25 protein-coding genes are annotated in these 22,339 nt (G+C 62.0%); 3 read left to right on the plus strand and 22 right to left on the minus strand.

Annotation, left to right across the window (positions count from 1 at the left end; all coding sequences use genetic code 11):
* Positions 1-26: 26 nt before the first annotated feature.
* The 10 genes from B0B52_RS20675 to B0B52_RS20720 form a co-directional block, all read right to left on the minus strand.
* Complete coding sequence (locus B0B52_RS20675; protein ID WP_077595545.1) at positions 27-656, minus strand: phosphoribosyltransferase; 630 nt, start codon at positions 654-656, stop codon at positions 27-29.
* A gap of 156 nt (positions 657-812) precedes the next feature.
* A complete protein-coding gene (locus tag B0B52_RS20680) occupies positions 813-1,094 on the minus strand; it encodes a hypothetical protein (RefSeq protein WP_077595546.1) in 282 nt (93 codons plus the stop codon).
* A 25-nt stretch (positions 1,095-1,119) separates the two neighbouring features.
* Positions 1,120-1,395 (minus strand): FixH family protein, encoded by a 276-nt coding sequence (locus B0B52_RS20685; RefSeq protein WP_077595547.1) that lies wholly within the window; start codon positions 1,393-1,395, stop codon positions 1,120-1,122.
* Positions 1,396-1,429: 34 nt separating this feature from the next.
* The gene (gene ccoG / locus B0B52_RS20690; RefSeq protein WP_077595548.1) at positions 1,430-2,860 is read right to left on the minus strand and encodes a cytochrome c oxidase accessory protein CcoG; all 1,431 of its coding nucleotides are present in this window, start codon (positions 2,858-2,860) and stop codon (positions 1,430-1,432) included.
* 13 nt (positions 2,861-2,873) lie between these two features.
* Complete coding sequence (gene ccoP, locus B0B52_RS20695; protein WP_077595549.1) at positions 2,874-3,794, minus strand: cytochrome-c oxidase, cbb3-type subunit III; 921 nt, start codon at positions 3,792-3,794, stop codon at positions 2,874-2,876.
* Positions 3,795-3,887: 93 nt separating this feature from the next.
* Complete coding sequence (locus tag B0B52_RS20700) at positions 3,888-4,025, minus strand: cbb3-type cytochrome c oxidase subunit 3 (protein WP_077595550.1); 138 nt, start codon at positions 4,023-4,025, stop codon at positions 3,888-3,890.
* A 9-nt stretch (positions 4,026-4,034) separates the two neighbouring features.
* The gene (gene ccoO, locus B0B52_RS20705) at positions 4,035-4,664 is read right to left on the minus strand and encodes a cytochrome-c oxidase, cbb3-type subunit II (protein ID WP_077595551.1); all 630 of its coding nucleotides are present in this window, start codon (positions 4,662-4,664) and stop codon (positions 4,035-4,037) included.
* Between the two features lie 15 nt (positions 4,665-4,679).
* Positions 4,680-6,113 (minus strand): cytochrome-c oxidase, cbb3-type subunit I, encoded by a 1,434-nt coding sequence (gene ccoN / locus B0B52_RS20710; protein ID WP_077595552.1) that lies wholly within the window; start codon positions 6,111-6,113, stop codon positions 4,680-4,682.
* 64 nt (positions 6,114-6,177) lie between these two features.
* Positions 6,178-6,315, minus strand: coding sequence for a cbb3-type cytochrome oxidase assembly protein CcoS (gene ccoS, locus B0B52_RS20715; protein WP_077595553.1), 138 nt, complete (start codon positions 6,313-6,315; stop codon positions 6,178-6,180).
* Positions 6,316-8,601, minus strand: coding sequence for a cation-translocating P-type ATPase (locus tag B0B52_RS20720; RefSeq protein WP_077595554.1), 2,286 nt, complete (start codon positions 8,599-8,601; stop codon positions 6,316-6,318). It abuts the gene before it with no gap.
* Between the two features lie 105 nt (positions 8,602-8,706).
* Here B0B52_RS20720 and B0B52_RS20725 point away from each other — a divergent pair, with 105 nt between their 5' ends.
* Positions 8,707-9,150: a universal stress protein gene (locus tag B0B52_RS20725; protein ID WP_077595555.1), complete on the plus strand. Its 444-nt coding sequence runs from the start codon at positions 8,707-8,709 to the stop codon at positions 9,148-9,150.
* Between the two features lie 32 nt (positions 9,151-9,182).
* A complete protein-coding gene (locus B0B52_RS20730; RefSeq protein ID WP_077595556.1) occupies positions 9,183-9,605 on the plus strand; it encodes a universal stress protein in 423 nt (140 codons plus the stop codon).
* 73 nt (positions 9,606-9,678) lie between these two features.
* Here the strand turns inward: B0B52_RS20730 and dcd are convergent, their stop codons facing one another.
* From dcd to B0B52_RS20760, 6 genes are all read right to left on the minus strand, one after another.
* The gene (gene dcd / locus B0B52_RS20735) at positions 9,679-10,251 is read right to left on the minus strand and encodes a dCTP deaminase (RefSeq protein ID WP_077595557.1); all 573 of its coding nucleotides are present in this window, start codon (positions 10,249-10,251) and stop codon (positions 9,679-9,681) included.
* Positions 10,252-10,378: 127 nt separating this feature from the next.
* Positions 10,379-11,689 carry a guanine deaminase gene (gene guaD, locus B0B52_RS20740; RefSeq protein WP_077595558.1) on the minus strand — a complete coding sequence of 437 codons (1,311 nt, stop codon included), beginning with the start codon at positions 11,687-11,689 and terminating at the stop codon, positions 10,379-10,381.
* Between the two features lie 55 nt (positions 11,690-11,744).
* Positions 11,745-12,107 (minus strand): 6-carboxytetrahydropterin synthase, encoded by a 363-nt coding sequence (locus B0B52_RS20745; protein ID WP_077595559.1) that lies wholly within the window; start codon positions 12,105-12,107, stop codon positions 11,745-11,747.
* Entirely contained in the window at positions 12,104-12,736 is a 633-nt protein-coding gene (gene queE, locus B0B52_RS20750) for a 7-carboxy-7-deazaguanine synthase (protein WP_077595560.1), read from the minus strand. Before queE ends, B0B52_RS20745 begins: the two co-directional genes overlap by 4 nt.
* Positions 12,733-13,821: a BMP family ABC transporter substrate-binding protein gene (locus tag B0B52_RS20755; protein ID WP_077595561.1), complete on the minus strand. Its 1,089-nt coding sequence runs from the start codon at positions 13,819-13,821 to the stop codon at positions 12,733-12,735. The genes queE and B0B52_RS20755 overlap by 4 nt, the downstream gene beginning before the upstream one ends.
* A 214-nt stretch (positions 13,822-14,035) precedes the next feature.
* The gene (locus B0B52_RS20760) at positions 14,036-14,392 is read right to left on the minus strand and encodes a surface-adhesin E family protein (protein WP_077595562.1); all 357 of its coding nucleotides are present in this window, start codon (positions 14,390-14,392) and stop codon (positions 14,036-14,038) included.
* A 184-nt stretch (positions 14,393-14,576) separates the two neighbouring features.
* Between B0B52_RS20760 and B0B52_RS20765 the strand changes: the two genes are divergently transcribed.
* A complete protein-coding gene (locus tag B0B52_RS20765) occupies positions 14,577-15,353 on the plus strand; it encodes a response regulator transcription factor (RefSeq protein WP_077595563.1) in 777 nt (258 codons plus the stop codon).
* 51 nt (positions 15,354-15,404) lie between these two features.
* Here B0B52_RS20765 and B0B52_RS20770 read toward each other — a convergent pair whose 3' ends face one another.
* The 6 genes from B0B52_RS20770 to B0B52_RS20795 all read right to left on the minus strand — a co-directional run bounded on the left by B0B52_RS20770 (position 15,405) and on the right by B0B52_RS20795 (position 22,281).
* Entirely contained in the window at positions 15,405-16,445 is a 1,041-nt protein-coding gene (locus B0B52_RS20770) for an adenosine deaminase (protein WP_077595564.1), read from the minus strand.
* Positions 16,446-16,543: 98 nt separating this feature from the next.
* Positions 16,544-17,695 (minus strand): BMP family ABC transporter substrate-binding protein, encoded by a 1,152-nt coding sequence (locus B0B52_RS20775; RefSeq protein ID WP_077595565.1) that lies wholly within the window; start codon positions 17,693-17,695, stop codon positions 16,544-16,546.
* A gap of 49 nt (positions 17,696-17,744) precedes the next feature.
* Positions 17,745-18,665, minus strand: a complete 921-nt coding sequence (locus B0B52_RS20780; protein ID WP_077595566.1) for an ABC transporter permease — start codon at positions 18,663-18,665, stop codon at positions 17,745-17,747.
* Entirely contained in the window at positions 18,665-19,729 is a 1,065-nt protein-coding gene (locus tag B0B52_RS20785; protein WP_077595567.1) for an ABC transporter permease, read from the minus strand. Before B0B52_RS20785 ends, B0B52_RS20780 begins: the two co-directional genes overlap by 1 nt.
* The gene (locus B0B52_RS20790) at positions 19,716-21,290 is read right to left on the minus strand and encodes an ABC transporter ATP-binding protein (protein ID WP_077595568.1); all 1,575 of its coding nucleotides are present in this window, start codon (positions 21,288-21,290) and stop codon (positions 19,716-19,718) included. The genes B0B52_RS20785 and B0B52_RS20790 overlap by 14 nt, the downstream gene beginning before the upstream one ends.
* A gap of 58 nt (positions 21,291-21,348) precedes the next feature.
* The gene (locus B0B52_RS20795; protein WP_077595569.1) at positions 21,349-22,281 is read right to left on the minus strand and encodes a LysR family transcriptional regulator; all 933 of its coding nucleotides are present in this window, start codon (positions 22,279-22,281) and stop codon (positions 21,349-21,351) included.
* Positions 22,282-22,339: the final 58 nt, after the last annotated feature.

A 22,339-nucleotide genomic window follows, 5' to 3' on the forward strand; every position in this document is an offset into this window, starting at 1 on the left:
GCGCCGGGAAGGCGGCTGGTGTCGCCTCAGGCCCTGGCCAGCAAGGCGCGCACCTCCTCGTCGCTGGGAGGCTCGAAGTTCTGGTAGTACTGCCCGACACGGCTGAAATCCGGAGGACTCAGGGCGCAGATAAATTCATCAGCAGCCGTTCCTATACGTTCCTGGGCACCAGGAGGTGCGACCGGTACCGCCACCACGACCCACGCCGGCTTGGAGACTCGCAGAGCCAGCAAAGCTGCACACACTGTCGCTCCGGTCACCAGGCCGTCATCAACCACGATCACCGTGCGGCCTTCGATCGGCACAGCATGCCGTGAACCCCGATACTCCGCATCACGCCGCGCCAGTTCGCCGCTTTCGGTCGCAATGAGCTGCTCCAGCTGCAGCGGCGTCAGGCCGCTGCCAGCCACTGCCTGTGGATCCATGTAGCGTGCACCGCCGCTGGCAATGGCTCCCAGAGTCAACCCGGGGCGATGCGGCACACCGAGCTTGCGCACAAGCAGAAAGTCCAGCCGGGCGCCCAGTGCGCTGGCCACTTCCCATCCCACAAGCACCCCCCCGCGCGGCAAGCCCAGCACAACAACATCGCTGCGCCCCGCATAAGCAAGAAGTCTTTGGGACAATGCATACCCGGCAGCGAACCGATCAGCAAACATGGCGTTTATGGACTCCCTTGAAATTCGTTTGAGTCTGGAGCAAACGCGGCCTGCAAGGATTGACTCAGGTCAACGCCCCGGCATCCTCTCGCCACAGGCGGTAACAGGCCGAACGACGCGCCTGCCTGCAAGCTGCAGCCAGGCCTGAGCACGAAGCTACTGCGGCCGGCAGCTGTCCGGACGTTCGCCAGGAAGCACAGGACAGCGATTGACCTCGGCCGATGACATGCCAAGCAGGTTGGTCAGCGCACTGGAGACCAGGCAGATCGCCCAAAACACAAAAAAGGCAGCGGTGTACACACCCTGGCGCGAAAGCCGCAGCGGCTCGCCCGACCAATGGAGGTCACCTGGATCCACCATGGCAAAAACCAGCAGTTCCAGCGCGCACGCCCCCAGGAACGCAGGCCACGCGATCCACATCAGTTTCTGGCTCCACATGGCGGTCTCCTTGGAATGGGATGAATCAGCGAGCGCCAGCGGCGGGGGGCGTGGCCGCATGGTTGCGGCCCTGCACGGCCGGCATCAGTGCCTTGTCTTGCGCCGCCAGCGTCTTGTTGATCTCGACGCCGCGGCGGTAATAGTCCTCGGCCACCACCGGATCCGGGTTGCTGATGGCTATCCAGGCGGTGGCAAAACCAGCCACAACCACGGCGGCAGGGCCGGCAATAAGCAGCCAGACATGGCCGTGTTTCCACCAAGGAGAAGTGACCACCGGGGGAGCTTGGAGCACATGGTTCATAACGGTTTCCTTGAATCTGTTTTTGCCTGTTTCATCAGCGCGGAACGAGAAATACCGACTTTTCAGTCAGATGGGACTGGCCTGCCGCATCACCTATGCTGAACTCGATCGGATGCGAGCCTGGGGTGGTGGAACCATAGGGAATCTGCAAGCGCACCGCAACCCAGCGCGACTCCGCAGGGCCGACATCAACCTCGGCATCCGATGCCAGCACCAGACCCTCGATCCCGGCCGCAGCGATGCGGTAGCGCTGCGGCTGCTCGGTGGCGTTCATGATCTGCAGGCGGTAGACGTTTTCGAGCTTGCCCCCGGCAACAATGCGGGACAGCGCGGCACGGTCACGCACCACGTCCACCTTGAGGGGCGTGCGGGCCACCAGGCTCCAGAGCAGGCCCACGCACAAGGCGAGCAGCACAGCGCCATAAACTAGCACGCGCGGGCGCAGCACACGCCTGACAATTTGCGAACCACTCCACTTGTTCGCCATCGCTGCCTGGGTACTGAAGCGGATGAGGCCACGCGGGTAGTTCATCTTGTCCATGACCGTGTCACAGACATCGACACAGGCCGCACAGCCTATGCATTCGTACTGCAGGCCTTCGCGAATGTCGATGCCTGTCGGGCAAACCTGCACGCACAAGGTGCAGTCCACGCAGGCGCCCAACGACAGGGTCGCCGCATCCGCCTTGCGCGAACGGGCACCGCGCGGCTCACCGCGGGCCGTGTCGTAGCTCACGATCAGCGTGTCGTGGTCGAACATGGCGCTCTGAAAGCGCGCGTACGGGCACATGTATTTGCACACCTGCTCGCGCATGAAACCGGCATTGCCATAAGTCGCAAAGCCGTAGAAAAACACCCAGAACGCTTCCCATGGCCCGATGTCCATCTGCAGGAAATCCATGCCCAGTTCGCGGATCGGTGAAAAGAAACCGACAAAGGTGAAGCCAGTCCACATGGCCAGACTGATCCACAGCAGGTGCTTGAGCCACTTCTTGGCAAGTTTCTGTGCAGACATCGGTGCGCCGTCCAGCCGCATGCGCGCGGTGCGGTCGCCCTCAACTTTGCGTTCAATCCAGAGAAAAATTTCGGTGTACACCGTCTGCGGACAGGCAAAGCCGCACCATAGGCGCCCCGCCACGGCAGTGAAGAGAAACAGCGACAGCGCACTGACCACCAGCAGGCCGGTCAGGTAAATGAAATCCTGCGGGTAAAGGACGAGGCCGAAAATGTAAAACCGGCGCGCACCCAGATCAAAGAGCACGGCTTGCCGCTGGCCCCACTCCAGCCAGGGAAGGCCATAAAACACCAGCTGGGTCAGAAAGACAAAACCCCAGCGCCAGCGCGAAAACAATCCGCTGACCGAGCGCGGATAAATCTTCTTCTGCGATTCGTACAGCGACTCCGCCGTGTCGTCACCTCCCACTGGAACAATGGGAATGATCTTGCGAACGGACGACGGCTGCAAACTGCCCTCCGGTTCAGAGTTTCGCCGCCGGAACCGGCTTGTTCGAAAGGCCCCACACGTAAGCAGTCAACACCTGAATCTGCGCCTCGGTCAGCTTGCCGGCCTGCGCCGGCATCTCATTGATCTTTCCCTTGTTGATCATGGTGACAATGGCCTGTTCACCCCAGCCGTGCAGCCAAATGTCATCGGTCAGGTTGGGAGCACCCAGCGCCTGGTTGCCCTTGCCGTCAATGCCATGGCAGGCAGCGCAGGCGATGAATTTCGCCTTGCCAAGTTGCGACCGCACGGAGTCGTGCGGGCTGCCGGACAGGCTGAGCACGTAGTTGGCCACATTCTTGACATCATCAGGGGTTCCGATGGCCGCTGCCATGGGAGGCATATTGCCTTGCCGGCCTGCTGTCAGCGTCTCCGCAATTTTTGCGGGCATGCCTCCGTGCAGCCAGTCGGCGTCTGCCAGGTTGGGAAAGCCCTTGCTGCCGCGCGCATCCGAACCGTGGCATTGGGCACAATTGTTCATGAACAGGCGCTCGCCGACAGCCATCGCCGCGGGGTCACCGGCCAGTTCGGGAGGCTGCTTGGCGGTGAACTGGGCATACAGCGGCTCCAGGTCCTTGTTGGCGCGCTCCACCTCGGCGGTGTACTCGCCGCGGGTGCTCCAGCCCAGTTGACCGCCATAACTCCCCAGTCCGGGATAAATCACCAGATAGGCCAGGCCGAAGACGATGCTCAACACGAACATCCACATCCACCAGCGGGGCATGGGGTTGTTCATCTCGCGCAGGTCGCCGTCCCAGACGTGGCCGGTGGTGTTGTCGCTGCGAGCCACCATCTTCTTGCGGGCGGTGATCCAAAGCAGCAGCACACAGGCCAAAATGCTGACCAGCGTCAGGACGGCGACATACACCGACCAGAAGTTTCCATTGAAATCGCTCATGAGGTCTCCTGACCCGTTGCCTCGGCACAGGCGATGGCCGGCCTGGAGGTCAACGAAAAAATGTGAATGGGGTTGTCCATGGGCCTGCTCCGTTCAGTCCTGCTCGAACGGAAGACGGGCAGCCTCGTCGAAGCGCTCCTTGTTGCGGCGCGAAAAGGCCCAATACCAGATGCCGATGAAAGTGGCAAAACTAACCAAGGTCGCGATGATTCGCAGAGTAGTGACGTCCATCATGTTTCCTTATTTGAGCGTCCGGCCCAGCACCTGCAAGTAGGCAACCAGGGCGTCCATTTCGGTTTTGCTGGCAACGTCCTGGGCCGACTGCGTGACCTCCGCATCGGTGTAGGGAACGCCGACCATGCGCAAGGCCTTCATGCGAGGCGCCATGCCGGCGGGATTGACCGTGTTCTTCTCGAGCCAGGAATAGGCTGGCATGTTGGACTCGGGCACCACATCACGCGGGTTGTTCAAGTGAATGCGGTGCCACTCGTCGCTGTACTTGCCGCCCACGCGGTGCAGGTCGGGCCCGGTTCGCTTGCTGCCCCACTGAAAGGGATGGTCGTAGACAAACTCACCAGCCACCGAATAGTGGCCGTAGCGCAGTGTTTCTGCGCGGAAGGGCCGGATCATCTGCGAATGGCAGTTGTAGCAGCCCTCGCGGACATAGATGTCGCGCCCAGCCAGTTGCAGCGCTGTGTAGGGCTTGATGCCCTGGATCGGCTCGGTGGTGGACTTCTGGAAGAACAGCGGCACGATCTCGACCAGGCCGCCCACGGCAATCACCAGGAGGATCAACACGATCATCAGGAAGTTGTTGGTCTCGACCTTCTCGTGAGTAAAGCCGGCATCGGAGGTATTTTTTTCAGTCATGGAATAGGTCTTTCTTCAGGCATGAGCAGGTGCAGGCACCATGACACTGACCGAGCGTCCCCTGGCCACGGTCATCCAGGTATTCCAGGCCATGATCAGCATGCCGCCCAGATAAAGCACGCCGCCTATCACGCGGACCACATAGAAGGGATACGTTGCCTTGACCGACTCGACAAAGGTGTAGGTCAGCGTGCCGTCTGCGTTGATGGCGCGCCACATCAGGCCCTGCATCACACCGGCAATCCACATCGCGGCGATGTAAAACACGATGCCGATGGTGGCTATCCAGAAATGCGCCTCGATCGCCTTGACCGAATACATCTGCTTCTGGCCAAACAGGCGCGGGATCATGTAGTAAAGCGTACCCATGGAAATGAGACCCACCCAGCCCAGCGCACCCGAATGCACGTGGCCCACGGTCCAGTCGGTGTAATGCGACAGCGCGTTGACGGTCTTGATGGACATCATCGGGCCTTCGAACGTGCTCATGCCGTAGAAGGACAGGGAGACGATCATGAAACGCAGCACCGGGTCATCACGCAGTTTGTGCCAGGCACCCGACAGCGTCATGATGCCGTTGATCATGCCGCCCCAGCTGGGCGCCAGCAGGATCAGCGAGAACACCATGCCGACTGACTGTGTCCAGTCTGGCAGGGCGGTGTAGTGAAGGTGGTGCGGGCCGGCCCACATGTAGGTGAAGATCAGCGCCCAGAAGTGCACGATGGACAGCCGGTAGCTGTAGACCGGACGCTCGGCCTGCTTGGGGACGAAGTAATACATCATCCCGAGGAAACCGGCGGTGAGGAAGAAGCCCACCGCGTTGTGACCGTACCACCACTGGATCATCGCGTCCTGCACGCCGGCGTAGGCCGAGTAGGACTTCATCCAGTCGGCCGGTACCGCAGCGCTGTTGACGATATGCAGGATGGCCACGGCAAGAATGAAGGAACCGTAGAACCAGTTCGCAACATAGATATGCCTGACCTTGCGCATGCCGATGGTGCCGAAGAAAACAATCGCATAGGCCACCCACACCAGCGTGATCAGGATGTCGATGGGCCATTCGAGCTCTGCATATTCCTTGCCCTGGGTGTAACCCAGCGGCAGGCTGACAGCTGCAGCAACGATGACCGCCTGCCAGCCCCAGAACGTGAACGAAGCGAGCTTGCCCGCAAACAGCGGCACATGACAGGTGCGCTGGACAACGTAGTAGCTGCTGCCGATCAACGCGCAGCCGCCGAAGGCAAAAATCACGGCGTTGGTGTGCAAAGGCCTCAGGCGTCCGTAGCTGAGCCAGGGAATGCCGAAGTTGAGCTCGGGCCAGGCCAGCTGGGCGGCAATGAACAGCCCCACCAGCATGCCCACCACGCCCCAGACCACGGCCATCAGGGAAAACTGCCGGACAACAGTGTCGTCGTAGATCGCGGCGGAGGTTTGTTTGTCGTTCATGAAGCACCTGTTAACGTGATGCCCCAAGTGTCCCTGCCGTGAGGAGGGTCTGAGTTGATGAAGGTCAATCCGAACGCAGAATTCGCTCGCCCTCTTGCTCCAGTGCGTCGAACTGGCCACGCCAGACAGCCCAGCCCAAGCCGGCGATGATGAGCAGCGCAAGAATGACGGACAAGGGAATCAGAAGAAAAAGAATGTCCATTCAGAAGGCCTCCGGCATGCGGGCCAGCCGCGCTGAATTGAGCACCACCAGCAGCGAGCTGGCCGCCATGCCCAGGCCAGCCAGCCAGGGTGGCATGAAGCCCAGCACGGCCAGCGGCACACACACAGCGTTGTACAGGGCTGCCCACCACAGGTTCTGGCGCACGATGGCCCGGGTGCGGCGCGCATGCCGCAGCAATGCAGCCACGGCCGCCAGCTGGCCACCCAGAACAACAAAATCGGATTTGGCCTGCGCCAGCGGCACGGCCTGGCCCATGGCGACCGACACATCGGCGCAGGCCAGCACCGGTCCGTCGTTCATGCCGTCACCGACCATGGCCACATGCCGGCCGCTCTGCTGTAACCTGCGTACATGGGCCAGTTTCGCCTCTGGCGTGTGTTGCCCATAGGCCTCGTCGATGCCTGCGCGCGAAGCCAGCCGCGCCACAGCGGCCATCAGATCACCCGAGAGCAGTTGCACCTGCAGGCCCAGGGTCTGCAGCGCACCCACGGATGAGCTGGCCTCCGGCCGCAAGGCTTCGTCCATGTCGAAGCTGGCGAGCCAGCCTGCTTCATCCGCCAAATGCACCTGGGGGCCATTGGACGCATGGACGGGAACCGGCATCCCGCAAAAAGTGGCCGACCCCAACCGCATGAAGCGCTGTTGGCCGCTCGCGCCACAAGCAACATGCCCCTGCAGTCCCTGGCCGGGAACTTCAGTCACATCAGTTGCAGATCCGGGCACAGTGCCTGCAGCTTGAACAATCGCCCGCGACAGGGGATGCAGGGAATGCTGCGCCAGCGCAACCGCCATCAGCAATGCCTGCGACGGATCAAGGCCCTCACGGGTGCGGCTGACGGCCACGGTCATGCGGTCTTCGGTCAGTGTGCCGGTCTTGTCGAACACCACCGTGTCAACCGCCGCACAGCTCTCCAGCGCCTCCAGCCGACGCACCAGCACGCCGCGCCGCGCGAGCGCACCTGCAGCAGCCAGCGTGGCGGCCGGTGTGGCCAGCGACAACGCGCAGGGACAGGTGACGATCAACACGGCCACGGCCACACCAATCGCATGCGCCGGATCACTCGGCCACCACCAGAACGCGGCGGCAGCGCTGGCCAGCAACACGAGGAGCACAAAAGGCCCGGCGATGCGGTCGGCAATACGTGCCAGCCGCGGCTTCTGCACCGAAGCCTGTTCCATGAGCGCCACAATGGCGGCATAACGCGTCTCGCTGCCTGCGCGCTCCACCCGGACCAGCAGCATGCCGTTCAGGTTGTGGCTGCCGGCAATCACCGCACTGCCGATGCGCCGCTGCAGTGGCGTGGATTCGCCGGTGAGCAGGGCCTCGTCGACCTGGCTTTCACCGGCCGCCACCGTGCCGTCGGCCGGAACCACATCACCAGGCAGAAGGCGGATCAGGTCGCCCGGAACAAGGCGGCGCACCGGAACGCGCTCGAACACGCCATCGGCACCCTGCCGCTCCACGCTGTCGGGCAAGCTGCGCATCAAGGCCTCCAGCGAGCCTGCAGTGCGGTCACGCAAGCGTTGCTCCAGCAGGCGCCCGGACAGCAGGAAAAACACAAACATGGTGATTGAGTCGTACCAGACCTCTGCGCCCCAGCGCGAGGCCGGATCGAAGGTGGCGGCCGAGCTGGCACCGAAAGCGATGAGGATGCCCAGCGCCACAGGCACGTCCATGCCGATGCGCCGGTTGCGCAGGTCGCGCAGTGCCGCCAAAAAAAAAGGCCAGCAGGAAAACAGCACCACCGGCAAAGTGAGCACCCAGGAGGCCCAGCGCAACAACCCCTGCGCCTCGGCCGATATGTCGCCCGCCTCGGCAATGTAAGCCGGGAAGGCGTACATCATCACCTGCATCATGCAAAAGCCAGCGACCAGCCAGCGCCAGAGCATCATGCGCTGGGCCTGAATGCGCGGCGACGCAGCCAGCATGTCGCCCGCAGGCAAGGCGCCATAACCGGCGCGCTGCAGCGCGGCAAGCCAGGCGGAGGGCCGGCCCCGCTCTGGCGTCCACGCCACACGGGCCACCGCACTGGCACCGTTAACCTGCACGCTCTCGACACCGGGGAGGTTTTGCAGCACCTCTTCAACCGTGAGAGAACAGGCCGCACAGTGCATGCCCTCGATCGCGAGGTAGGACTCCCAGAAGCCCGGCCGTCCAGTCAGCGGACGGCTGAAACCTTCCCACTCCGCGCGTTCATCCAGCGCCGACCAGCGCGAAGCCTGCAGCGCGGCGCCGCTGTCGACCAAGAGGGTGGCAGTTTGCATGGAACAAGCCTAACGACGGGCAGTAGCGCCCGCTTGACATGGATCAAGCGGGCGGGACAATGCTCACCCTAAGCTGCAACCCATATCAACCCAGGAGAGACCAACATGTACAAACGCATACTCGTCGCAACCGACGGTTCCACACTTTCAAAAAAGGCCGTGCGCAGCGCCATTGACCTGGCGGGCGCCGTTGGCGCGGAACTGGTCGCGCTTTACGTGGTTCCACGTTATCCGACCGCCTATTTCGAAGGAGGCGTCACCATTTCGTCGCAAGACGTGGCACGCATCGAGAAACAATGGGCCGACAAAGGCAAGGCTGTGGTTGAAGCCGTCAAGCTCGCGGCGCAAGGCGAAGGCATCAAGGCCAGAGCGGTCATCGCGTCTTCCGATCTGGTGGCCGAATCCATCATCAATGCCGCAAAAAAACAGAAATGCGATCTCGTCGTCATGGCCTCGCATGGCCGCAAGGGCATCAAACGCGTCCTGCTGGGCAGCGAGACCCAGCATGTGCTGACGCACAGCAGCGTTCCCGTGCTGGTGTTGCGCTAAACTGAACTTTACCCAACAAGGAGCAAAGAAAAATGAGAATTCTGTTCGCCGCTGATGGCAGCAAATACACCAAAAAAGCCCTGGCTTTTCTCGTCACGCATGAAAGCCTGGCTGGCCCGGACGGTGAGGTGGTCGTACTCAATGTCCAGGCGCCTGTTCCCGGCCGCGTCAAGACCATGCTGGGTTCCGCCGAAGTCGCGGCCTACCATGCGGAAGAATCACAAAAGGTGCTGGCGGCCATCGAACGCTTTCTCAAGCGCCATAAGATCGCCTTCAAGACGCTGGCCGTTGTGGGTTCGCCCACGGCAGAAATTCTTCGCGCCGCCAAGCGGGAGAAGGCGCACCTGATTGTGATGGGCACCCACGGCCACGGCCTCCTGGGCCGTGCCGTGATGGGCAGTGTGGCCCAGCGCGTGGTCACGGACTCGGATATTCCGGTGCTGCTGGTTAAATAAGCTCACACAGGCGGGCCCGGCCCGCCTGTGCTGCCTATGTCAATAGGGGCAAGTTTTACCTGCCCTATGGCTCTCAGGCCTTCGGTAGCGTCACCCCAACCTGCCCTTGGTACTTGCCACCGCGGTCCTTGTAGCTGACCTCGCAGACGTCGTCCTTGTCGCTTTCAAAGAACAACACTTGAGCGCAGCCTTCGCCCGCGTAAATTTTGGCGGGCAACGGCGTGGTGTTGGAGAATTCCAGCGTGACATACCCTTCCCACTCGGGCTCGAACGGCGTGACGTTGACGATGATGCCGCAACGGGCGTAAGTGCTTTTCCCCAGACAGATGGTCAGCACGTTGCGCGGGATGCGGAAGTACTCCATCGTGCGGGCCAGCGCAAAGCTGTTGGGCGGAATAATGCAGCTGTCGCCATGGAAATCGACAAAACTCTTTTCATCGAAGTTCTTCGGGTCAACCACCGTGCTGTGAATGTTCGTGAAGACCTTGAACTCGGGCGCACAGCGGATGTCGTAGCCGTAGCTGCTGGTGCCGTAGCTGATGATCTTGTGCCCCTCGCGCTCGCGGATCTGGCCCGGCTCGAAGGGCTCGATCATTCCGGTCGTTTCCGCCATGCGGCGTATCCATTTGTCGCTCTTGATGCTCATGTGGGAGATTCCTTGCAATGCCAGTGATTGTAGGCAAGCTGCCTGGACTCCCGGTGGTCGGTCAATTTGCTATTAATTTAGTAGCTTAAGGCGCCCGTGGGTAAAGGGCAGAAGGCCGATTTGATTATCAATTTCCGCGAATTAGCGCGTCGGCGCTGGCCGCCTGCGAAATCACGGTTTTCTCGACCAACCGGTCATCGCCCAGCACGATCAGTGCAAACAGCAGCTCATCGAGGCTGGCGGCTTGCGCCGTCTTGCGGGCCAGCAGTGGCGTGGCCTGCGGATTGAGCACCACAAAGTCGGCCTCGCAGCCGGGCAACAGGTTGCCCACCACGCCTTCCAGGCCCAGTGCCTGCGCCGCGCCTGCGGTGTGCTGCCACCACAAATGCTGGGGTTTAAGTGACACACCTGTCTTGGTCTGCCCTTCCCTGCCTACGTAATACGCCGCCAGCATGGTGTGAAACGGGCTGAAGCTGGTGCCGCCCCCCACGTCACTGGCCAGCCCATACAGAAAGCCCGCGCGATCTGCATTCTTGTAGTCGAAAAACCCGCTGCCCAGAAACAGGTTGCTGGTCGGGCTGACGGCCGCGGCCGTGCCCGTGCTGCGCATCAGCGCGCGGTCTTCCTCGTCGATGTGAATGCAATGCGCGTACACCGCGCGCGGACGCAGCAGGCCGAACTGTTCGTAGACGCTGAGGTAGCTGCGTGCCTTTGGGTACAGCTCGCGCACCCAGGCGATCTCGTCCCTGTTCTCCGCCACATGCGACTGGATCCACACATCGGCATATTTGGCAGCCAGCTCACCCGCGCCGCGCAACTGCGCTTCGCTGCAGCTGGGCACAAAACGCGGCGTGATGGCATAACCGAGCCGGTCCACGCCGTGCCAGCGCGAAATCAGTGCTTCGGTATCGACCAGACTTTGTTCGGTGGCATCGCGCACGCCATCGGGCGCGTTCTGGTCCATCAGCACCTTGCCGGCAATCATGCGCAGGTTCTGCCGCTGCGCCTCGCCCAACAGCGCATCGACGGATTCAGGGTGCGAGGTCGCAAAGGCCAGCGCCGTCGTGACGCCGTGGCGCAGCAGTTCTGCTATGAAAAATAGAGCTGCCTCGGTACTGTAGTCGGGGGCCGAGAAGCGTTTTTCATGTGGAAAAGTGTAGTTCTCCAGCCACGGCAGCAGGCCTTCGGCCGGCGAGCCGATAACGTCGAGCTGCGGGTAGTGGATGTGCATGTCGACAAAACCGGGGGCAATGATGCGCCCCGGCAGGTGCTGCACTTCCAGCCCGGAATAACGCCCGGCCAGCGCCGTGTAATCACCGACAGCCTGGACCACCTGGCGCCCTGCAGCGTCGGGGCCAACGACCAGCAGGCCGTCGGTCTCCAGCACGGCTTGCGCCGGGCCGGAAAAGTAGAGGATGGAGGCGCGCCAGGCTTTCATGCCCGCAAGAATACTTCAGTGAGCAGGCTTGCCCATAAGCGAGAGCAAATAAGGACTATAGGCTCCACATGCAGCTGTCGCCCACAGACTCGCGCCACACCCGCACCGAGCTCAAGGCCGGCAGGCGGGGTTGCAGCTTGCCGGCAATAAAACGGCACAGGTTTTCCATCGTTGCCGGGCCCAGTCCGGGCACGTCGTCCAGCAGGTGGTGGTCCAGCAATTGGCGAAGCTGCTCAATCTCCAGCCGCACCAATGCCAGGTCCATCACCATGCCGGAGTCTGGATCAGGCTGTCCGCTCAAAAATACTTCGGCGTTGTAGGTATGGCCGTGCACGCGCCGGCTGCTGTCGACCTCGATCTCGCGTTTGAGGGTGTGCGCTGCGTCGAAGAAAAACTTCTGGCTGATGGTGTAGCTCATCGGATGCCTGTGATCTTGTGGGTCTGCAGGCTCAAGCGCCATGCGGGGCGCTGCATGCACAGGGCAATACAGGCCTGGGTGTTGTCCGCGCGTTGGGCATTGTCCATGGGCTGCAGATAGCGCTGACTGAAGTTGGCTGCTTCCAGTTCTGGCAAATCAAAACCAGGCTGGGGCCAGACCAGCTTGAGCTCCTGGCCCTCTCGCTGAACCCAGGGCGCGCCCGCCTTGGGGCTGACGCAGAGCCAGTCGATGCCGGCGGGTGCCGCGATGCTGCCGTTGGTTTCCACCGCAATTTCAAAACTGCGCGCATGCAGCGCGGCTATCAAGGCGGCATCGAGCTGCAGCAACGGCTCCCCGCCGGTCATCACCACCAGACGATGCCCGGCACTGGCCGGCCACAGGGCTTCGATCTGCCGGGCCAGCGACTCGGCGTCGGCAAACTTGCCGCCCAGGGTGCCGTCGGTGCCGACAAAGTCCGTGTCGCAAAACCGGCAGACAGCGGTGGCCCGATCCTGCTCGCGGCCCGACCACAGGTTGCAGCCCGCAAAGCGGCAAAACACTGCCGGCCGGCCTGCGTTGCCGCCCTCACCCTGCAGCGTGTAGAAAATCTCCTTGACCTGGTAACTCATGGCGTTTTCGCCAGCTTGCCCTGCACACCCTGCACCAGGAAGTTCATGCCGAGGATCTGTTCGTCCGTCAGCGTCTTGCCGGCGGCCAGCACCTCGCGGCCTTCGTTGTCGAGCAAGGCCGTCCGCGCATGAAAGGGGTGCAGCTTGCCGGCGGCAATGTCGCGCTGGCGCGCCAGCACTTCGTCGGCAACCTTTTTCGGTACTTTGGGGCCAAAGCTATCGACGCGGATCATGCCGTCCTTCACACCACCCCACACCGTGCCGCTTTTCCAGCTGCCGTCCAGCATGGCTTTGGCGCGCCGGGTGTAATAGTCGCCCCACTGGTGTGTGACGGCCAGCAACTGCGCATCAGGCGCCACCTTGCGCATGTCCGAGTGGTAGGCAATGGCCAGCTTGCCGCGCTCCTGCGCCGCACTCATCACCGCGGTCGATCCTGTATGAAAGGCAATCACCTCGACCCCCTGGTTGAACAGAGTCATGGCCGCCTCACGCTCGCGCGGCGGGTCGAACCAGGCACCCAGCCAGACCACCTTGACCGTCGCCTGCGGATTGACCGACCGCATGCCCAGAGTGAAGGCGTTAATGCCCTGGATCACCTCGGGAATCGGAAAACCCGCCACATAACCGGCGCTGCCGGCCATGCGTCCCGCCGCGATACCCGCAAGGTAGCGGCCCTCGTAATAACGTGCATTCGCCACCGCCACATTGGATGCAGTCTTGTAACCGGTGATGGACTCGAACTTCACGTCCGGAAAATCCTTCGCCACCTTGAGCGTCGGCTCCATGTAGCCAAAGCTGGGCGTGAAGATCAGGCGGTGCCCCTGGCCGGCCAGGTCGCGGATCACACGTTCGGCGTCGGCGCCTTCCGGGACGTTTTCAACATAAGTGGTTTTCACCCTGTCTCCCAACGCAGACTCGACGGCCTTGCGGCCCTCTTCATGCTGGCGCACCCAGCCGGCGTCAGTCAGCGGCGCGACATAAACAAAGCCGATTTTCAAAGGCTCTCTGGCAGCCGGAGGCGTTTGGGAGAAAACGGGAGAAATAAAACAGGCGGCCGCGAGCGCGGCTGCGAGGTTTTTATACATGGTGGTCCTCTACATGGCCCCGGTAAACAAAAACACCGCGCGCCGGGACAGCACAAGGGTGAAGCACTATTTTAGCCGCTCAAGCACTACAGCTCTGCGAAGAGGCTCTCCCCGCCCCTACCAGCAGGAGCCGCGGATCTGGCTTTGCCAGTCCGCAGGCGCAGCGGCCCCCTCGGGGGGGCAGGGCGCTACACGCAGTGAGCAACCGTGGGGGCTAGTAACTAATACAGGCAATTTCCAACAAAGCCTGCTGGAAAGGTTGTGCGGCCACCGGCTCCCATCGCCGCGGTACGGGGTCTTCAAACACCACCTCCCCCAAACCCATTTGCTGTGAGAGCAGCGCGACGGACAGCAGGCGCGCACGTTGACGTTTGCAGTCGAATTCACTGTGGTGCACCCTGGAGAAGTATCCCTTCTCGTCAATGATCTGTACAAGTTGGTAGTCCATCAACCACCACATTTTCACCACGCCGCCCCGGCCGCGCAGGGTAGTCCGGTCGATGTAAGTAATGACCATCTGGTCAACCATGACCGGCGTCCACTGCGCCGCTGCACCAGCGCTCAAACACATCAAGGTACAGAGTAAAACGAGGCGTCTCATCAGTTGCACTTGGGGAGTGTCATTTATGCCTACTTTACCCCGCCCTGCTGTCCTGTATCCGTCCGCTGGCCAATACGGCCGTGAAGCGAGGATAATCCGCTGAAACGGCCTCTCATCGCCCGGCCACAATGCCTTACAAAGGAAGCCAGCAAAGATGCATGACAACGACGTTTACACCCTTACTGCCCGGGGGCAAGAAGAACTTCGCAGCGGTGCGACGACCTTGGGCCCTTCAGAAATTGAGCTGTTGGTTCGGATCGATGGATCGCTGACGCTCAAACAGCTCCGGGCGGGCATGGCCGTCGAGGCCGAGGGTATATTCACGGCTGCAGTCATGAGGCTGCTGGACAAGGGGATGCTCACCTTGGCAACGGTGGATCCTTTTACCGAGCAGTTCAATGCCAGCATGAACCAGTTCGTCGTGAACGAAGCCGAAGCCGACACGGGCGCAGCATCCCTGAAAAAAGCCGGCTATTTTGTCCGGATAGCCAGGCCGCGCAGCCAGACGCCACCCCGGCAGCCGGGTACGCCCTTGTCTGCCATCGTGGTGGACGACGAACCCATGCTTGCCAAGTTCATCCAGAGCTACCTTTCTTTTGAAGGCTTTCAGGTTCGGCTGGCCAGCAATCGGGCAGAGGTTGTCGCCGAATTCCGCAAGTTGCCGGTGCCCGACCTGATTCTTCTTGACGTGGTGCTGCCCGACGCGGACGGTTTTGACATCCTGCTCAGGCTGCGCCAGCACCCGGCACTTAAAAACGTACCGGTGATCATGCTGACGGGCAAGGCCACACGTGAAGCCGTGCTCAAGGGTCTGGCCGGCGGTGCAGACGGCTATGTCACCAAGCCCTTCGAGGCTGATGCGTTGATGCACGTGGTCCGCACCGTGCTCGGCATGGGCGAGCCCAAAGGGCCGGGGCTTTCGCTGCTCTGAGCCCGCCACCTCGCATTCATCGGCCGACCCGGTGATCGCAAACGCCGGGGCCTAGCGAAAAGACTCAAAACATGCGTCCAGCCGTTCAATCTGGCTGCGCTTGTCCGCCGCACTCGTGAACCCTGCCTCAAAACTGTTGCGGGCCAACGCGTAGGCGTGTTGCGCATCCATGCCGGTGGCCGCAAAAGTCTGCGTGAAGTTGTCGTTCATATAGCCACCGAAATAAGCCGGGTCATCTGAGTTCACGGTGGCAGCCAGCCCGGCATCCAGCAATTGGCGCAGGTTGTGCTGCGCCAGATCCGGAAACACGCATAGCTTGAGGTTGGACAGCGGGCACACCGTCAGCGCGATGCGGTCCTTGGCCAGGCGCTGCATCAGCGCCGGATCTTTGGCAGATTGCACACCGTGGTCGATGCGTTCGACCTTGAGCAGGTCCAGCGCCGTCCAGATGTACGCGGGCGGGCCCTCCTCGCCCGCATGCGCCACAAGGTGCAGGCCCAACTCGCGGCAGCGCGCAAACACGCGGGCAAACTTTTCCGGCGGGTTGCCAACCTCGCCGGAGTCGAGTCCGACGCCGATGATCAGGTCGCGCCAAGGCAGGGCCTGCTCCAGCGTTTCGAAAGCTTCTTGCTCGCTGAGATGGCGCAGGAAACACATGATCAACGCGGCGCTGATGCCCAATTCGGCCTGCGCGTCCACACAGGCCCGGTGCAAGCCCTTGACAACGGTTTCCATGGCCACCCCGCGCGCCGTGTGGGTCTGCGGATCAAAGAATATCTCGGTGTGAATCACGTTGTCCTGCGCAGCCTTGCGCAGGTAGGCCCACGTCATGTCGTAGAAATCCTGCTCGGTCAACAGCACACTCGCGCCAGCGTAATAGATGTCCAGGAAACTCTGCAGATTGGTGAAGGCATAGGCGCTACGTAAGGCTTCCACACTGGCATAAGGCAGGGCAATACCGTTGCGCCGGGCCAGCGCAAAAATCAGTTCCGGCTCAAGCGAGCCTTCAATGTGAATGTGCAGCTCGGCCTTGGGCATCAGGCGCAGCAACTCGGGCAATCTCTCGGGGGGTACAGATCGAACGGAAATCATGTGAGCTCCAAAAACAGAAAAAGCCGCCCGGAGGCGGCTTGGGCATTAGCACTGCACGGTCAGCGGCTCGGCGCCGCTGTACCGCACAGTATCAGGCATCAGTTGCCCGGGACTTTGCCCTCAACGCCCTTGACGTAGGTTTTCAGGCCGCCGAGAAACTTGTCATCGGCCACAGCATCCTTGGCCACCAGCTCTTTGCCGGTGTTGTCCATGATGGGGCCCTTCCAGATCGAGAACGAGCCGTCTTTCAGGCCAGCCTTGATTTCGTCAATACGCTTCTTGGTGTCATCCGGCACATCGGCAGCAATCGACACCATGTCAATCGCGCCTTCCTTGACGCCCCACCAGACCTGGCCGGTGGCCCACTTGCCTTCAAGCGCGTCACGCGTGGCTTTGACGTAGTAAGGCGCCCAGTTGATGATGGCCGAACCGAGGTGGGCCTTGGGGCCGTAGGCGGTCATGTCCGAATCCCAGCCGAAAGCGCGCTTGTTCATCTTCTCGGCAGTCTGCAGTACGGCAGAAGAGTCGGTGTTCTGGAACAGCACGTCTGCGCCGCCGTTGATCAGCGAGGTTGCAGCTTCTGTTTCCTTGGGTGGATTGAACCACTCGTTAACCCAGACCACCTTGGTCTTGACCTTGGGGTTCACCGACTGCGCACCCAGCGTGAAGCTGTTGATATTGCGCACGACTTCAGGAATCGGGATGGAACCGACCACGCCCAGCGTGCCGGTCTTGGTCATCTTGCCGGCAATCACGCCGGCCATGTAGGCGCCTTCATAAGTGCGGCTGTCATAGGTGCGCATGTTGTCTGCGGTCTTGTAGCCGGTGGCATGCTCGAACTTCACATCCTTGAAGTCGGGCGCGACCTTGAGCATGGGCTCCATGTAGCCGAAGGTGGTGCCGAAGATCAGCTTGTTGCCCTGGCTGGCCATGTCGCGAATCACGCGCTCGGCATCGGCCGACTCGGGAACCTTCTCGACGAAGCTGGTGACGACCTTGTCGCCAAATTCTTTTTCAATTGCCTTGCGGCCGTTGTCATGTGCGAAAGTCCAGCCGCCATCGCCGACCGGGCCGACATAGGCAAACGCGATTTTCAGCGGCGCGGGCTTCGCAGGTGCCGGTGCGGCCACGGGAGCCGGAGCAGGTGCCGGTGCGGGCTCTTCCTTTTTGCCGCAACCCATCAGCGCGGCTGAAGCAACTGCGGAAAGTGCAGCCAGCTTGAGCAATGAACGTTTTTGCAAGTCAGTCATGTCGTCTCCTGTAGCGACGGTTATGCCAAGAATTGGCGAAAAAATCCGATTATGAACCGGGGTGAAACGGTTTTCCTATCGATGTCGGCATGTTCAGCCTGATCCAGCGCGGGTTGCGCGAGATCAGCACCAGCACCACGATGGTAGCCAGATAGGGCAGCATGGTCAGGAACTGGGAAGGCACATCCACTCCCAGCCCCTGCAAGTGGAACTGAAGCATGGTGACACCACCAAACAGATAGGCACCAAGCAACACCCGTGCCGGGCGCCAGGTGGCAAAGGTGGTCAGGGCCAGCGCAATCCAGCCCTTGCCGGCAATCATGCCCTCAACCCACAGCGGCGTGTAAACCGTCGATACATAGGCGCCGGCCAGGCCGCAGAGTGCACCGCCGGCCACCACGGCGGCCAGCCGGATGCGCCGCACCGGGTAACCCAGCGCGTGCGCCGACTCCGGGCTTTCGCCCACCGAGCGCAGCACCAGGCCGGCGCGCGTGCGGTACAAAAACCAGATCAGGCCCGCGGTCAGCGCCATGGCGATGTAAACCATGGGGTGCTGGCGAAAGAGCGCCGGGCCGACAAAAGGCAAATCGCCCAGCCAGGGCAAGGGATAGTGGCTTTGCTCAGGCAGCTTTTCCTGCACATATTTGATGCCGGCAAAGGCCGAGAAACCCGCACCAAACAGGCTGAGCGCCAGGCCGGTGGCGTACTGGTTGGTGTTGAGCCAGATCACCAGCACACCAAAAATGGCTGCCAGCGCCGCACCGGCAACCATGCCGGCCGCAAAACCCAGCCAGATATTGCCGCTGTGCACCACCGCGGCAAAGCCGGCAATGGCGGCGCACAGCATCATGCCTTCAGCGCCCAAGTTGACGATGCCGGCCTTCTCGTTGATCAAAAGGCCCAGCGCGGCAATCGCCAGCACGGTGCCAGCGCTCAGGGTGGCCGCCAACAGCAGCGCAGTGGAGTCCATCAGCGAACCTCCTTGCGGAATTTGACGCGGTAAGCGATCAGCGTGTCGCAAGCCAGCAGGCTGAACAGCAGAAGGCCCTGGAACACCCCGGTCAGCGATTTGGGCAAGCCCAGGCGCGACTGCGCAAGCTCACCGCCGATGTAAAACATGCTCATGAGAATGGCCGAAAACACCATGCCAGCCGGATGCAAACGTCCGACAAAGGCCACGATGATCGCGGCAAACCCGTAGCCCGCCGGCACATACGGCGTGAGCTGTCCAATGGGCCCCGCCACTTCCAGCGCACCGGCCAGGCCGGCCGCGCCGCCAGAGGTGAGCAACGCCACCCACAAAGCCTTGCGCGATGAAAAGCCGGCATAACGTGCAGCCGCAGGCGCCAGGCCTCCCACCTGCTGGGCAAACCCGGCATAGGTGCGAAACAGGTAAATCCACAAAGCAACCGCCCCGGTCAGTGCCAGCAAGATGCCGATGTTCACGCGCGAGCCCTGGAGCAGACGCGGGATCTGCGTCACCGCCTCAAAGGTTTTGGTTTGCGGAAAGTTATAGCCCTGGGGGTCTTTCCACGGGCCGAACACCAGGTAGCTGAGCACCATGTCGGCCACATAGACCAGCATCAGGCTGACGAGGATTTCGTTGGCGTTGAAGCGGTCACGCAGCAAGGCCGTGATGCCCGCCCACACCATGCCGCCCAGCATGCCCGCAAGAATGATGGCCGGCACAATCCACGGTCCGGTGGTCTTGCCGGCCAGCAGGGCCACGCCGCCAGCTGCGACTGCGCCAATGACAAACTGCCCTTCCGCACCAATATTCCAGACATTGGAGCGAAAACACACAGCCAGGCCCAGCGCAATGATCAGCAGTGGTGTGGCCTTGACCATCAATTCGCTCAGCGCATAGGGTGACTTGATCGGCTCCCAGAAAAAAACCTGCAGGCCGCGCACCGGGTCTTTGCCCAGGGCAACAAACAGCGCAACGCCGATGAGCACGGTGATCAAAAGTGCCAGCAGCGGCGAGCCCAGGCTCCACCATTGGGACGGCTGCGGGCGCGCTTCAAGCTTGAGCATGTGTGCCTCCCGCGGCATCTGCCCACAAACCGCTCATCCACTGTCCGACCAGCGCCACCGACGCGTCGGCACGCGGCAGGGCTGGTGAGATCTGGCCCTTGGCCATGACATACAGCCGGTCGCTGACGTCGAACAATTCCTCGAGCTCCTCGCTGACCACCAGCACGGCGCAACCGTTGTCGCGCAACTTGAGCAGTTCGCCGCGGATCTGCGCCGAAGCGCCCACATCCACGCCCCAGGTTGGCTGGGAGACGATAAGAAGCGTGGGCCTGGCCTCGACCTCGCGGCCCACCAGGAATTTCTGCAGGTTACCGCCTGACAACGACTGCGCCGCCGCCTGCGGACCACCGGCCTTGACTTGGTAACGCGCGATGATGCCCGCCGCCTGCGCACGTAAGGCACCCAGCCTGAGCCAGCCGCCGCGAGCCACCGCGTCGCGCCGGGTGAGCAACAGGTTGTGCGCCAGGCCCAGCGTGGGTACCGCGCCGCGACCAAGGCGTTCTTCCGGCAGAAAATGCAGCCCCATCACGCGGCGCTGCGCGGGGTTGAGCCGCCCCACCGCCTTCCCCGCCACTTCAATCGCATTCGCTGGCGCGCGCGTGTCTTCACCCGACAGCGCGTACAACAGCTCTTTCTGCCCGTTGCCGGAAACACCGGCAATGCCGACCACCTCGCCGGCGCGCACCGTCAGCGCAATGTGCTGCAGGTCCATACCGAACTGGTCTTCCCGAGGCAGGTTCAAGTCGCGCACTTGCAGCACCACCGCACCGGCAGCTTGCTCCCGATGTTCCAGTGCCGGCGGCTCGGCACCAATCATCAGGCGGCTCAGCGAGGCGTTCGACTCCTGGCGCGGGTCGCACACGCCGGTGACCTTGCCGCCGCGCAGCACGGTACAGGCTGTGCACAGCGCACGGATTTCATGCAGCTTGTGGCTGATGTAAAGGATGCTGCAGCCGCGCGCAGCCAGCTGGCGCAGGGTGACAAACAGGTTCTCCACTGCTTGCGGTGTCAGCACCGAGGTCGGTTCATCAAGAATCAGCAGCTTGGGGTTGGTCAACAGCGAGCGGACGATTTCCACACGCTGGCGCTCACCCACACCCAGCGTGTGCACCGGCCGCGTGGGCTCGAGCTGCAGGCCGTATTCCTGCGTGGTGGCAATGATTCGGCGCGACACTTCGGCCAAGCTCAGGCTTTTACTGAGACCGAGCCAGACGTTTTCGGCAACAGTCAGCGTGTCGAACAGGCTGAAGTGCTGGAACACCATGGCGATGCCCAGCGCACGCGCCTCCTGCGGATTTCGGATCACGACGCTGCGGCCGTCGACCTCTACCCTGCCAGCGTCGGGCTTGACCGCGCCGTAGATGATTTTCATCAGCGTCGACTTGCCGGCGCCGTTTTCGCCGAGCACCGCATGAATTTCACCGGGCTGCACCGTCAGGGAAACATCGCTGTTGGCCACCACCGCCGGGTAGGCCTTGGTAATGCCGGTGAGCTGCAACCGCGGCAACACTGTGCCGCTGGCAGAACCCGGAATGGCGGTGGACACGGTGGGAACGGTCATTGTCTCTGGATTTTTATAGGTTTTATGGCTCTGGCCCTTGTTGCACAGGTGCGAGCAGCTATTCTTTTCGTAGCGCCGCCGCCACCGCCTTGACACGGTCGCGCAACCATTTGGCCGAGGCCGAGGCGTGGGTGCGTTCATGCCAGAGCTGGTAATACATCATGCGCGGGAAGTCGATGGGGCAAGGCAAAATTTTGACCGGCAACGTGGCGGTGTAGCGCTCGCAGTACTGGCGGCCAGTCGTCAGCACCAGCAGGCTGCCGGCCACCATGGCCGGGATCAGGCCAAAGTGCGGGCAGCGGACGGTGATGTTGCGCTGCAGGCCGAGCTTGTCGAGGTGCACGTCAATCACGCCCTTGGCACCAGGGTGCGTCGGGGTGGGCGCAATGTGCTCGGCGGTCAGCCAGCTCTCGCTATCCCAGCCGCGGCGCACGGCCGGGTGGTTTTTTGCCACCAGGCACACCACCTCATCGCCAAAAAGCCGTGCCATGTGCAGGTCGTCCGGTGGCGCCGGCCAGTTGCCGACCACGATATCCACCTCGCCCTGCGCCAGCCGGGTCCGGTAGTCCGACTCGCCCGACAGCGGATGAATGTCCACATGGCACAGCGGTGCCTCGTTCTTGATCTGCGTAACCAGTTGCGGAAGAAACAACGGGTCCATGTAGTCGCTGGCGGCCAGGCTGAAGGTGTGTGTGGCGGTGGCCGCATCGAACCCGCGTGCATCGCTGAAAAGCACCTCGGCCGCCCGCAGGATGCGCGCTGACGGTTCGATCATGCGCAGGCCGGCATCGGTAGGCACCATGCCGGAACCGGACCGCACCAGCAAGGGGTCGCCGGCCAGCTCGCGCAGGCGCTTGAGCGCCGCGCTGACGGCGGGTTGGTACATTCCAAGGCGGATGGCGGCGCGTGAAACGCTGCGTTCGGTCAGCACGGTGTTCAAGACCCTTATGAGATGGAGGTCTATCTTGTCGAATAAGGCCTGGTCTTTCATACCTTTTTATACATTGCCTTGATATGAGGGCCGGTATACCAGCCCGAGCCAAATAGTC

The organism is Polaromonas sp. A23 (assembly GCF_002001015.1).
Taxonomy (GTDB): Bacteria; Pseudomonadota; Gammaproteobacteria; order Burkholderiales; family Burkholderiaceae_C; genus Polaromonas.